Genomic DNA, 13,631 nt, shown 5'->3' on the forward strand with positions numbered 1-13,631 from the left:
TAAAAAGTGGAAAGAAATACTTTTGCAACATCAGCTTATATTGCTACTTCACCAGAAAACGCTTTTGACTACCTTTGTAGTTTAAAGAATTTAGATGAATGGACGCTTTACAGCCGGATGAAAGAGCAAATTGATGAAGATACCTGGCTCGGAACTGCATCCGGTTATCACAAAAATCTTTATTATCATGTTAAAAAATTAGAAAATCCGCTTTTCTATGGTATTGAGTGGCATTGTGGATTAGAGTATCAGAAATATTTTCAGGTTTACCCTGTTTTGCTGTTTCCTACAGACTACATCGAGCCGGGAACAGATGAAAAAGGTGTGTACTTTCATTGGTTGAGCTTTGTCGATCCCAAACGGCAGACTCAGATGATTATGCAGGGAATTCATACAGTACACACTTCCGAATGTCGTTCTCTCAAAGGTAATTTGGAACGCAAGGCTGGTCTGACCGCAGCAGCTAAAGGGAGCCACTTTATCGATACTGACACTATCTATGTTGACGCTCCAATTGAAATTGGCATTGAATACTTAAAAGATTTACAAAATATAGATGAATGGGCGCATTTACTGCGACCAAATGGCGAGATAGGTGTTGAATCAGGGGAATTCAAAGATGAATATGACCAGAAGGTAAAAGTTTCTGTACGGCTGCATAGCTTGAGTAAATACTACTTACTTGAACAAGAACACTTTTATCCAGACTACGAATATTATCAGCGTTCTGTAGCGTTACTTATCCCAACTGCCTATGCTTTTGCAGATCAAGAAGCTTCTGGTTTTATTCTGCATCGAATCACATTCTGGAAAACAGATGGAACTGTTACCCACGGCAAACTTCAAATTGAAGACTTTGGCGCTGAGAGCATGAATATCAAACGTTTACTCGAAGCCAAAGCTGGCAACCTCAAATCATTTGATCGGGGAATGAGCTATCTACCAAAAATTCAAGAATCATTAGTTACTAACTAAAACCTCAGCGTTCCTCTGCGCTTCCCTCAGCGTCCCTCTGCGTTTAAAATTCCTACCTCAATTCTCTGCAACACATGAAATTAAAACAACTTACTATTACCTTTTTAACTTTTTGTGTTGCCGCTTTTTCGGGAATGAAAGCTGCCTCAGCTGCATCATTTTCGGTAATCGCCGACGGTCTATATAATGCCGGTGGTCTGAGCTTTGGCCCTGATGGTAATCTCTATGTTACAGAGGCAGGAATCGGGGGAAATGGCGCTTGTGTTCCACCAGCAAGTGGTCAAGGCGATTCTTTATGCTATGGCACAAGTGGTGCAGTTACCAAAATTGAGAATGGTAAGACTAAGCGGATACTTACAGGACTTCCTTCTTTAGCATTACCAGATGGAACTGGAGCCAGTGGGCCTCGTGACATCCAATTTGATGCTAAAGGTAAACCTTACGTTCTGATTGGGTATGGGGCTAATCCAACCTTTCGCGATCACAATTTAGGTTACACTGACCTCGGTAAAATCATTGCTCCCGACTTTAATACCAATTCCTGGACGAGTGTTGCTGATTTAGCTAACTATGAACTCGTCAACAATCCTGATGGTGGTGATGTCGGTAGCAATCCTTTGGGTTTTATCATAAATGGCAATAAGTTAGTTGCAGTTGATGCAGGTGCAAACGATTTACTCAGTGTTAATACTGATGGTAAGAATTTACAGGCGATAGTTGCGTTTCCCCAAGACATATTAACTAATCCCGTCTTTCCACCTTCAGGTACACCATCCAATGAACCTGGACAAGTGCCGTCTATTGGTGAAGAGGTGCGATCGCAGTTTCCAACCCAAGCAGTACCCTCAAGTGTGGCAAAAGGGCCTGATGGTGCTTATTACATCAGCCAATTTACTGGTTTTCCTTTCCCAGAAGGTGGGGCAAAAATCTATCGAGTTGGTGCTGATGGCAAGTCAACAATATATGCAGATGGTTTTACCCAACTCACAGACTTGCAATTTGATACTGAGGGCAATTTGTATGCTTTGCAGTACGCCAATCAGTCAGCCTGGAAGAGTAATTTTGATGGTTCTGTCATCAAAATAGCTCCCGATGGCACACGCACAACTCTTTTGAGTGGCAATGGATTAGAGTCACCTAGCGCCCTGACTATTGGTGCTGATGGTGCAGTATACGTTACAAACCGAGGCGATCGCCCAGGGCTTGGACAAGTTCTCAGAATTGAAAATATCAAGTCTATTCCTGAACCTGATTCTGCTTTCGGCGTATTAGCGATCGGTGCTTTGGGCATTGCTTGGTTGCACAAAAAGAAAAACCCTTGTGAATTCTGAAATTCACAAGGGTTTCTGAAGAAAATTTCCCCAAACAAATTATTTAATTCTCAATCTCCAAAGGTATGAAACTCAAGTCATTTGCCCTTACATCTCTAACGTTTTGTTTTGCTGCTATTTGTGGAACACCATCTGTAAAAGCTGCAACGCTAACGACAGTTGTCGATGGAATCAGTAATGCACGGGGTGTTAGCTTTGGCCCTGACGGGAGTCTCTACGTAGCCGAGCCAGGTATCGGAGGTAATGGAAATTGTCAACCATCTCCAAGTACTCTATTTCAGCCGATCTGTGCTGGTAATACTAGTTCACTGGTTAAAGTTTCACCAAACGGCACCAAACAGCGTCTACTTAATAACTTTCAGTCTCTTGCAGAACAACCTACTGGCAACCAAGGCGCTGGTATTGAAGACATACAATTCGATTCTCAAGGGAACGCTTATCTTCTGACAGGCTTTGCTGGTTATCCAGGAAACCGCGATCTAGCAACACTTAACCTTGGTTCCCAATCCCCGCTCCCACCGCAGCAACTTGCTACTTTCCCGCCATCAACACCTGATAAAGTTTTGAATACCCCGCTTTTAGCACAACTGTTCAAAGTTGACTTGAATACGGGATCTCTCACCAGTATTTTTGACTTTGCCAAGAATGAAATCACCAAAAATCCAGACGGTGGGGATGTAGTTACCAATCCCTATGACCTGACTGTTAGTGGTGATAGTGCTTATGTTGTTGATGGGGGTGGGAACACTGCTTACAAAATTAAACTTGACGGAAGCAAGTCAGAGGCGATCGCAATTCCTAAAAAAATCATTAGTAAGTCAGATTTGCCACCAGGATTACAACTACCTCCTGGGCTATTAGAAGAGCTTCCAGGGAACAAAGTAGCAATTCAATCAGTACCTACAGGTGGCACAATTGGCCCCGATGGAGCTTTATACGTTGGTGAATATACGGGTTTTCCTTATCCAGATGGTAAATCGCGGATCTTCCGCATTGGCGAAGATCAAAAACCAGAAGTTTTTCTAGATGGCTTTACGCACATCACCGACTTAACCTTTGATGAGAATGGCAATTTGCTGGTTTTACAGTTTAGCGACAAGTCCCAGTTAGGGGGTGACATCACAAATCTACCTGGTTCTCTGATCCAAGTTGCTCGTGACGGCACTCGCACAACACTTGTTGCAGCAGGTCAAGGGCTAGATTCGGCTGATGGAATTGATATTGGCCCTGACGGCAAGATTTATATTACCAATCGCGGTGTCGGCCCAAGACTAGGGGAGGTTGTTCGGGTGGATGGTCTTGTTGCAGAAAAAGTCCCCGAACCTGGTTCCTTAGTCGGCTTATTAGCACTCGCTGGTGTAGGCGCAACTGCTGCTAACGGCAAGCGCAAACGCCAAGAAAAGTTGGGTGAATTGCTAGTTAAAGCAGAAACTATCTAATTCCTCAAAACCTTAGCTTTGTCAGGGAATGCTTACAGAATAGGCTGCTGCCTCACAGAGAAAGTTGCATTTCAGACAAGAGGCAGCAGCCCAAATTTCAGAGTTCCCAAACTAGGACTGGGAACGAAATTAGTCTAGGAACGAGTATAACTCATACAACCAGGACTTAAAATTCATGGGATTAGTCAAAAATTTCTCAATCGGCATTCTCGGTACTGGATTTATGGTGTTGGCAGCAGCAGCGCAAGCCAAAGCCATAACATTAACTTACGACAGAAGTATTGGTAGTCCTGGCTTCGGCCCTGGGCAACTGTTTGTTCCCCAAGGCATAACGGTAGATAGCCAAGGGAATACCCTCATAGCTAACGGACGAGGTGTTAACCCAGATGGTACTCCTAACTACAACCTCGGTAACAAAATTGAAAAATTTAGTCCCAGCGGTCAGTATATTGGAGCAATTGGCTCCGGCGGCACAGGGCCCGGACAGTTTGACGAGCCAACAACTGTAGACTTTAATCCCGTAACAGGGGATTTGTATGCAGGTGATGTTTACAACAACCGCATCAATCAATACGATTCTCAGGGTAACTTTATTAGATCCTTTGCAAATGGACAATTTACCCCTCTCATAGAAGGTAGATTGTTCTTTGGGCCATCTGGTGTGACATTTGACAAAGCTGGCAACGTGTACATTGGTGATTTTAACGGCGAAAGAATCCTTAAATTCACACCAGACGGGCAGCAAATTGGTGTCATTGGTGGCACTGTTGGCACTGAACTTGGGCAATTCCAAGGTGTAGCCGGTACAAGAATTTCCCCAGTTAGTGGAAATATCTATGTAGCTGACCAGTATAACAACCGCGTTCAAGTACTCGATCCAAATGGTAACCCTCTGTACACATTTGGTTCAGCAGGTAGCGGACTTGGACAGCTTCTTCAGCCAATTGGCATCGAAGTGGATGAGGAAGAGAATGTTTATGTAGCTGATTCTATCAATAGCCGCGTTCAGGTATTTGATAAAAACGGTAACTTCTTGACTTCCTACGGTGAAAATGCCCGCGACGCATCAGGCAACCCAGTCCCGCCTCCAGCATTAACTGGTCCTCCTTTTGGCGACCCCCTTGACCTCACACCAGGCAGATTTAACTGGACGGGTGGCACAAGCTACAAAGATGGCAAGCTTTATGTGGGCGATTTCTTCCAAGGTCGCATCCAAGTGTTAAACGTAGAAGGCAGAAGGCAAGTGCCGGAACCTAGTTCAGGATTGGGTTTAATATTGCTTGGATTTGGGGCTGCTACCGTCACATTGCGGAAACGTGGGCAACAAAAGCCAGTCTTCAGTTTAGAAAAGGAACTGCAAAAACAGTGCTAGTAGTCTGTCAAGTTGAAATTGATAGGTAAGCAAGTTCGTAGTAAGGACTTTAGTCCTTATTTTCTAAGCACTAAAGTGCTTACTACAAACCTTCAGGACATTAAGGGTTAATGCACATTCTGATTTATTCATATAACTATCATCCAGAACCAATTGGTATTGCACCTTTGATGACTGAACTAGCAGAAGGGCTGGTGAAGCGAGGGCATCAAGTGCGGGTAATCACAGGTATGCCTAACTATCCTCAGCGTCAAATTTACGATCGCTATCAGGGTAAGTTATACGTTACTGAACAAATAAATGGTGTCACCATTCAACGTAGTTACCTGCGGATTAAGTCTAAACCTAACCTTGTAGATCGGCTACTGTTAGAGTTGAGCTTTGTCTTTACAAGTTTGCCACAAGCTCTTAGGGGCGAGCGACCTGATTTAATTCTCTTAACAGTGCCGCCGTTACTAGTTTGTTTACCTGCAACCTTAATAAGTTGGTTATATAACTGCCCAGTCGTGCTGAATGTGCAAGATATCCTCCCGGAAGCTGCTGTGCGTATTGGGCTAATTAAAAATAAGTTGATGATTCTCGCTCTGGAAGCTTTAGAGAAATTTGCCTACCGAACTGCACATACTATTAGCGTCATTGCCGATGGCTTTGTAGATAATTTAATCAATAAAGATGTACCTGTTAATAAAATTGCTTGCATTCCAAATTGGGTAAATCTAAATTTTATTCGCCCTTTACCAAAGCAGAATAACTCTTGGAGAGCTACCCATCAACTCGATGATAAATTTGTAGTCCTTTATTCAGGTAATATTGCTCTCACCCAAGGTTTGGAGACAGTTATAGAAGCAGCAGTTCGCTTGCGTCATCTAAAAGAAATTGTCTTTGTCATCGCTGGCGAATCCCAAGCCCTCGAAAGGCTGCAAAAACATTGTCTTACTTGTGGTGCAGATAACGTTTTGCTTTTGCCATTGCAACCGCGAGAAAAACTACCGCAAATGTTAGCTGCTGCCGATATTGGGTTGATTGTCCAAAAGTGCAATGTGATTTCCTTCAATATGCCTTCTAAAATACCACTATTGTTAGCCAGTGGTCGCCCAATTGTGGCTTCAGTTCCCGCAGTTGGGACTGCTGCGAAAGCTATTCGAGAAAGTGGCGGCGGTATTATCGTTAAGCCAGAGTCAGCAGATGCTTTGGCCACTGCGGTATTGGATTTATATAATCAGCCAGAATTAGCAGCAAAATTAGGGCGTGAAGGAAGAAAGTTTGCGGTAGAAAACTATTCTTTTGAGCAAGCACTAAATCGGTATGAAGAGTTATTTTCTAATATGATTGCCAAAAGAGCAACAGCTTTGGATATATTGCCTGAATTGAGTTCTAAGGAATCACTTGTTGATATTTGAAAATTGGGGACTGGAAAAATGCCTTTGAAATCCTCTTATTCAGATCATCTGAAAAAAACTGACCAACGCTTGATCGCCTTACTGAGCGATCGCATATCATTATTAGCAGCTTCAGAACAACCTTCTTTAGATGAACAACTGGCTGATGTGGCTCCCCTACTCGCTCAAGCTGGTATTCCTGAGTCTGTTTGGGCGGGTGTGCTGAAGAGTTGTCATGCGACTTTGATTCCTAAATATATAACAAATCATGTCAGCCCCCGACAAATTACAATCATCGGTGGATGTGGCAGAATGGGAAGATTTTTTAAAGAGCAACTTTCGTTAGTAGGTAACAATGTTAGTGTTCTCGAACCCGAAGATTGGGATTACGCAGATCAACTGTTGAATCAAGCAGAATTAGTATTAGTAAGTGTTCCCATTGAGCATACGGTTGATGTTATCAAGCGCGCGGCTAAATACCTTGCTCCAAATACCGCTTTGTGTGACATTACGAGTATTAAAGCACAGCCAACTCAAGCAATGCTCGAACACCATTCCGGCCCAGTTATGGGCTTACACCCAATGTTTGGGCCAAATATCAAATCGTTCTTGGGACAAAAAGTGGTGGTATGTCCAGGTCGGAACGATGATTCATTTCAATGGCTATTAGACTTGATTAAAAGTCAAGGTGGAGAGTTAATTGTTTCCACGCCTGAAGAACACGATCGGATGATGGTGATTGTTCAAGCAACGCAGCATTTCTGTAGATTTAGTCTTGGCGTTTTTTTGACACAAGCAAGAATCGATATAGAGCAAAGTTTAACAATGTCAACTCCTAATTATCGTCAAGAAATTGACATTGTTAAACGTTTATTTTCCCAAAATCCTCATTTATGTGTGGATATTATGCTAGCTACAGAGGAAAGGTGTGATGCAATTAGCTTTTTAGCTGATACTTACAGTCGGTTGGCGAGACTAGTGGCGAGGAAAGATAGAGACGCATTAATTCAGGAATTTGAAAATGGTCAAAGCTTTTTTCAAAATAAAATCAATACTTTTATACAGCCTTTAAACACAACTACTAAAGCGGCTATTTAACGAGATTTTCAACCACAGATATACACAAATATTAGTCTTTCAAAAGCAAAAATATGGTAGTCGACATCAAGCAAAAAAGTAGATTAATTCATCAACGGGTTGCAGTTACTTTCAACTACGAGGTTTACTTTACTCAAAATTTATTTGAGTTGAAAAACCCGACGCTAGCGCAAGTGATTGCTGCGGATGAGGAAACAAAGCCGAAGAAATTAGTTGCAGTGGTAGATGCAGGAATATTGCAGTATCAACCGGAATTGGTGAAGCAATTAGTTGCGTATACCAAGTTTTATGCAGAGGTACTAGCGATCGCAGCTGAACCCATGATAATTTCGGGAGGAGAAGCTGCCAAAAACGATCGCACTTTAGTAGAGCAAATCCAGCAACAAATTGAAGCAGCCAGATTATGTCGCCACTCTTACATATTAGCGATCGGTGGCGGGGCGGTGTTGGATTTGGTAGGATATGCAGCCGCAACTGCTCATCGGGGAATTCGCCTAATTCGGATTCCGACGACGGTGTTAGCGCAAAATGATTCTGGGGTTGGCGTAAAAAACGGCATTAATGCTTTTGGTAAAAAGAACTTTCTCGGCACATTTGCGCCACCTTATGCAGTTATAAATGACTCTGCGTTCTTGACAACTCTAGACGATCGCGATTGGCGTTCTGGAATCGCAGAAGCAGTCAAAGTGGCGCTGATTAAGGATGCTAGCTTTTTTGATTTTATCCACTCTCACACCGCAGCCCTGAAGCGGCGAGATATGGATACTATGCAACAAGTTATCTATCGTTGCGCCCAGTTGCATCTAGAACATATCGCCAATGGCGGCGATCCTTTTGAAATGGGTTCGTCTCGTCCCCTAGATTTTGGACATTGGGCGGCTCATAAACTGGAGCATTTGACAAATTATCGCTTGCGTCATGGCGAAGCAGTTGCAATCGGTATTGCTTTGGATAGCACTTATTCTTATTTAGCAGGATTGCTGGATTGTTCGGAGTGGCAACGGATATTAAAGACTTTATCGGCGTTGGGTTTCACGTTGTATGTGCCAGAATTAGCTAATAAATTATCACAATTGGAAGATCCTCATTGTTTGTTTCGGGGTTTGACTGAATTCCGCGAACATTTGGGGGGAGAGTTGACTTTGACGCTATTAAAAGCGATTGGAAAAAGAATTGAGGTTCATGAGGTGAATTTGTTGTTATATCGGCAAGCAATATCGCTATTGCGGGAAGTGAGAATGGAATTTTAAACGCAGAGGAACGCTGAGGGAAGCGCGGAGGTTCGCTGAGGTTTTATGATGTAGTTTACTACTTTTGGGGGAGGCGAATTTTTTAAATAAGTTTATTAGTAAATGTATTAAGAAAGCAGTATAAAAAGCGAATAAATTGACACTAAATCGAAAAATTATTCAATGTATTATCTGCTTGATATCTAGTATTCTTAAATAAGAAGCAAAAAGTTTTTGATTACATTTTTAAAAAGAATATGTTGACTTAGATTGATAGACAATTATCTAAGTCTGTTCTAGGTTTGAAAATAACTACTAATAATGATTAATGGTTGACTAACAAATATTCTAGAGAAATTACTCATGGCTTTTGATTCATGTTCCTACCAAACCCTTGGCGGTGTAAGTGTTTCTCGCTCTATCAGCGAAGTTAAGATGGACACTGCCCTCGATGATATTCTGTTCCATTTAAATTCTCAGCGTGGAGGGTTGCTAAGGAGTAGCTATGAATATCCAGGCAGATACAAAAGATGGGCGATCGGTTTTGTCAATCCACCATTAGAGTTGACTACACGGGAGAATGTTTTCACTTTGATAGCGTTGAATGAACGCGGTCAAGTACTTTTACCATTCTTTTTAGAGCGCCTATCCCAGTCAGAACAACTTGAGAAAGTCACCCAAGAGCATAAAAAGATTGTAGGTTTTGTTAAACCGACAAAAAAGCTCTTTACTGAAGAAGAACGCAGTAAACAGCCTTCATCATTTACCGTTGTCCGCGAAGTCTTAGATACTTTCTCTAGTCAAGAAGACGAGCATTTAGGCTTGTATGGGGCGTTTGGTTATGACTTAGTTTTTCAGTTTGAACCAATTACCCAACATCTGGAACGTCCTACAGATCAGCGTGATTTGGTGCTTTATTTGCCAGATGAATTGATTGTTGTTGACTACTATCAGCAACGTGCATTTCGTCTACAATATGATTTTGAAACAGCGCACGGCAACACCAACAATCTTCCGAGAACAGGTGAGTCTGTAGATTATCGCGGCAAACATCTTTTACCAAATCAAACTGCTGACCATAAAATTGGCGAATATGCGAAAAAAGTTGAGGTTGCACTCGATTATTTCCGCAGAGGCGATTTATTTGAAGTTGTTCCTAGTCAAAACTTTTTTGAGGGCTATGAAGACCAACCCAGCAAACTATTTAACACCTTAAAGGAAATAAATCCTAGTCCTTATGGGTTTATTTTTAATTTAGGTGGAGAATATCTAATTGGTGCATCTCCAGAAATGTTTGTGCGGGTTGAGGGTAGGCGGGTAGAAACTTGTCCTATTAGTGGCACTATTAGCCGAGGACAAGATGCTCTTGATGATGCGGTGCAAATTCGTCATTTACTCAACTCTCACAAAGATGAAGCTGAATTGACGATGTGTACTGATGTCGATCGCAATGACAAATCCCGAATCTGCGAACCTGGTTCAGTACAAGTGATTGGTCGTCGCCAAATTGAATTATACAGCCACCTAATACATACAGTAGATCATGTTGAAGGGATACTGCGATCGCAATTTGATGCTTTAGATGCCTTTCTGTCGCATACATGGGCAGTTACAGTCACCGGCGCACCCAAAAAAGCCGCAATAGATTTTATTGAACGGCACGAAAAGAGCGCCCGACGTTGGTATGGTGGAGCAGTCGGCTATTTAAATTTCAACGGGAATTTAAATACTGGCTTAATTCTGCGGACAATTCGATTAAAAGACTGCATCGCTGAAGTGCGAGTTGGCGCTACTGTCCTTTATGACTCCATACCGCAAGCAGAAGAACAAGAAACAATTACCAAAGCCGCCGCTTTATTTGAAACGATTCGGCGTGTGAAACAAACGAGTCAGAAAATTGATGAATCAATTTCTTTAAAATTAACTAAACTCCTCCCAAGTGCGGCAGCTGGCAAACGTATCTTATTAATAGATTACGAAGACTCATTTGTTCATACCCTAGCCAATTACATTCGCCAAACTGGTGCAAGCGTCACTACACTGCGTCATGGTTTCTCGGAATCGCTATTCGATACAGAACGCCCTGACTTAGTTGTATTATCTCCTGGCCCTGGTAGACCAAGTGATTTTGGGGTTCCCGAAACTGTCGGCGCTCTTCTGCATCGCCAAATTCCTATTTTCGGAGTTTGTTTAGGACTGCAAGGCATCGTCGAAGCTTTTGATGGCGAATTAGGAGTTCTCAACTATCCTCAACATGGGAAATCTTCACGGATTTTCGTCACCGATTCCAATTCTGTCACCTTCAAAAACTTACCCGAGTCCTTTGCAGTCGGTAGATATCACTCATTATTTGCCCTACCGCAAAGTTTGCCAAAAGAACTGAAAGTAACAGCAATTTCTGATGACAACGTAATTATGGGCATTGAACATCAGACACTTCCCATCGCCGCCGTTCAGTTTCATCCAGAATCAATCATGACTTTAGGCAAAGAAGTCGGTTTGGAAATAATTAAAAATGTGGTGCGTGCATATACGCAAGTTAAAGAGTCATTAGTCATTGGTCATTAGTCATTGAACATGGGGCATTGGGCATTGGTTATTAATTATTTTCCCCTGCTCCCCTGCTCCCCTGCTTTCCCTGTCCCTACTACCTAAAAGCTTATGACTAATCAAGTTGTCACTTCCCGCCATATTCTTGAAGACATTGTGTCGCATAAAAAGCAAGAAGTTGCAAAAATGCAGCAAGAATTGCCTTTAGCCTCCTTGCGACAACAGTTAAATACAGCCCCGACTGTGCGAAATTTCTTGACTGCTTTGCAGGAAAATTCTAACCAACCGAGCTTAATTGCTGAAGTAAAAAAGGCATCACCTAGCCGTGGGGTTATCCGCGCAGATTTTGATCCAGTAGCGATCGCTCAAGCTTATGAACGAGGCGGTGCAGCTTGTTTATCAGTCCTGACTGACCAAAAGTTCTTTCAGGGCAGTTTTGAAAATCTGCGGAGTGTGCGATTAAAAGTAGCATTACCCCTACTGTGCAAGGAGTTCATTATCGATCGTTATCAAATTTATTTAGCACGAACAGCAGGTGCAGATGCAGTCTTGTTAATTGCGGCTATTTTATCAGATCGAGAACTCCAGGATTTTTTGCAAGTAATTCATGATTTAGGCATGACTGCACTGGTAGAAGTCCATACCTTAGCTGAACTGGATCGAGTACTAAAGCTTGACAACTTAAGTTTAGTAGGAATCAACAATCGCAATTTAGAAGATTTTACTCTTGATTTAAGAGCAACCCATCAACTTTTAGCAGAGCGTCAACAACAATTACAAAGCTTAGATATCACCGTCGTCAGCGAGTCTGGACTGTACACACCTGCTGATTTATCTCTTGTCGCTGAAGCTGGTGCGCGTGCAGTTTTGATTGGAGAGTCTTTAGTTAAACAAAGCGATGTAGAACAAGCTGTCCGTACTTTGCTAACAATCGATCCTCCCTAACCCAATACCTTAGATTAAGCTTTTATCTCTCCCCCTGCCCCCTGCTCCCTGCCCCCTGCTCCCTGCCCCCCATTGTCCTTTGAGGTAATTGTATGAAAGCAATGGCGATCGCAAACTTCGGAAGTCCAGAAGTCTTTGTAGAAACTGAAGTCGATAAACCGACACCAAAAAACAACGAAGTTTTAGTCAAGGTTTATGCCACCTCAGTGAACCCAGCCGACTGCGGGGTGCGCCAAGGAATGTTCGGCCCAAGGGTCAAACTGCCTGCAATTCTAGGCTTTGATGTTTCAGGTGTCGTTGAGGCAGTTGGTGAAAATGTTAAAGATTTTCAGGTGGGTGACGAAGTTTATTATGCAATTGCACATGAAGAAGGTGGCGGTGCTAATGCGGAGTATCATGTCGCAAATGAATCAAATGTTGCCAAAAAGCCCACAAATATATCTCATTTAGAAGCTGCTAGCGTACCTGTGGCAGGGGGTACAGCATGGGCTGCACTCATCACTAGAGCAAATATCAAAGTCGGTGAAACTGTGTTGATTCATGGTGGTGGAGGCGGTGTCGGCACATTCGCCATTCAAATAGCTAAAGCGGCAGGCGCTTACGTTTACACAACCTGCGGCGGTTATGATACCGATTTTGTCAAGTCCATCGGCGCAGACAGAGCGATCGATTACCGCAATGAAGACTTCATTAAGATCATTATGCAGGAAACAGGCGGTCAAGGAGTTGATGTAACTTTTACTACTGTTAGCGGTGACATTTTAGCCAAAAATTTGGTAGTCACAAAAGCTGAGGGTCGCGCTGTTACTGTCACGGGGGTTGAAGGTGACTTGAATATCGCTATTTTCAAAAATATTACTGTCCACTTTACACACTTAGACCAGACCCGCCCCAAGCTTGATGCCTTAAGAAACCTAATTGAACGGGGTCATATTAAACCTGTTGTCAGTAAGACTTTTTCACTTCATCAGGTAGCCCAAGCGCATAAAACCTTTGAAGAAGGCGGTGAGGATGTACGCGGCAAGATTGTTGTACAGGTTGTATGAATCAACGTTTAGGGTTTATCAATCATTATTAGTTTCTGCCTTGCCGTAAAGCATTAACTATAACTCAAACCCCAAACTTAAAAAAATGAGGATCAAAGACTCGTTAACGGAGCTAAAAGCCTCATTCACGGAGCTAAAAGACTCGTTAACGGAGATAAAAGCCTCATTCACGAGTATCAAAGACTCGTTAACGGAGCTAAAAGACTCGTTAACGAGGATCAAAGACTCATTCACGAGGATTAAAGACTCGTTAACGGAGCTAAAAGA

Annotated in this window: 10 protein-coding genes; all 10 read left to right on the forward strand. The window is 42.6% G+C overall.

Annotated elements, in window-relative coordinates:
* Nucleotides 1–6: 6 nt before the first annotated feature.
* The 10 genes from scyC (at nucleotide 7) to HWQ39_RS11825 (ending at nucleotide 13,364) form a co-directional block, all read left to right on the forward strand.
* Nucleotides 7–975 carry a scytonemin biosynthesis cyclase/decarboxylase ScyC gene (gene scyC / locus HWQ39_RS11780; RefSeq protein ID WP_292844494.1) on the forward strand — a complete coding sequence of 323 codons (969 nt, stop codon included), beginning with the start codon at nucleotides 7–9 and terminating at the stop codon, nucleotides 973–975.
* Nucleotides 976–1,049: 74 nt separating this feature from the next.
* Nucleotides 1,050–2,306 (forward strand): ScyD/ScyE family protein, encoded by a 1,257-nt coding sequence (locus HWQ39_RS11785; protein ID WP_292844497.1) that lies wholly within the window; start codon nucleotides 1,050–1,052, stop codon nucleotides 2,304–2,306.
* A gap of 65 nt (nucleotides 2,307–2,371) precedes the next feature.
* Nucleotides 2,372–3,745, forward strand: coding sequence for a ScyD/ScyE family protein (locus tag HWQ39_RS11790; protein ID WP_292844499.1), 1,374 nt, complete (start codon nucleotides 2,372–2,374; stop codon nucleotides 3,743–3,745).
* 175 nt (nucleotides 3,746–3,920) lie between these two features.
* Nucleotides 3,921–5,117 carry a scytonemin biosynthesis PEP-CTERM protein ScyF gene (gene scyF, locus HWQ39_RS11795; RefSeq protein ID WP_292844501.1) on the forward strand — a complete coding sequence of 399 codons (1,197 nt, stop codon included), beginning with the start codon at nucleotides 3,921–3,923 and terminating at the stop codon, nucleotides 5,115–5,117.
* A gap of 110 nt (nucleotides 5,118–5,227) precedes the next feature.
* Nucleotides 5,228–6,517, forward strand: coding sequence for a glycosyltransferase family 4 protein (locus HWQ39_RS11800; protein ID WP_292844503.1), 1,290 nt, complete (start codon nucleotides 5,228–5,230; stop codon nucleotides 6,515–6,517).
* An 18-nt stretch (nucleotides 6,518–6,535) separates the two neighbouring features.
* Nucleotides 6,536–7,594 carry a bifunctional chorismate mutase/prephenate dehydrogenase gene (gene tyrA, locus HWQ39_RS11805; RefSeq protein WP_292844506.1) on the forward strand — a complete coding sequence of 353 codons (1,059 nt, stop codon included), beginning with the start codon at nucleotides 6,536–6,538 and terminating at the stop codon, nucleotides 7,592–7,594.
* Between the two features lie 53 nt (nucleotides 7,595–7,647).
* A complete protein-coding gene (locus HWQ39_RS11810; RefSeq protein ID WP_292844509.1) occupies nucleotides 7,648–8,844 on the forward strand; it encodes a 3-dehydroquinate synthase in 1,197 nt (398 codons plus the stop codon).
* Between the two features lie 342 nt (nucleotides 8,845–9,186).
* Complete coding sequence (locus HWQ39_RS11815; RefSeq protein WP_292844512.1) at nucleotides 9,187–11,391, forward strand: anthranilate synthase; 2,205 nt, start codon at nucleotides 9,187–9,189, stop codon at nucleotides 11,389–11,391.
* A gap of 93 nt (nucleotides 11,392–11,484) precedes the next feature.
* Entirely contained in the window at nucleotides 11,485–12,318 is an 834-nt protein-coding gene (gene trpC / locus HWQ39_RS11820) for an indole-3-glycerol phosphate synthase TrpC (RefSeq protein ID WP_292844514.1), read from the forward strand.
* A gap of 92 nt (nucleotides 12,319–12,410) precedes the next feature.
* Nucleotides 12,411–13,364 carry a zinc-binding dehydrogenase gene (locus HWQ39_RS11825; protein WP_292844517.1) on the forward strand — a complete coding sequence of 318 codons (954 nt, stop codon included), beginning with the start codon at nucleotides 12,411–12,413 and terminating at the stop codon, nucleotides 13,362–13,364.
* Nucleotides 13,365–13,631 lie beyond the last annotated feature (267 nt).

Source organism: Nostoc sp. NMS8 (assembly GCF_017115045.1).
Classification (GTDB): Bacteria; Cyanobacteriota; Cyanobacteriia; order Cyanobacteriales; family Nostocaceae; genus Nostoc.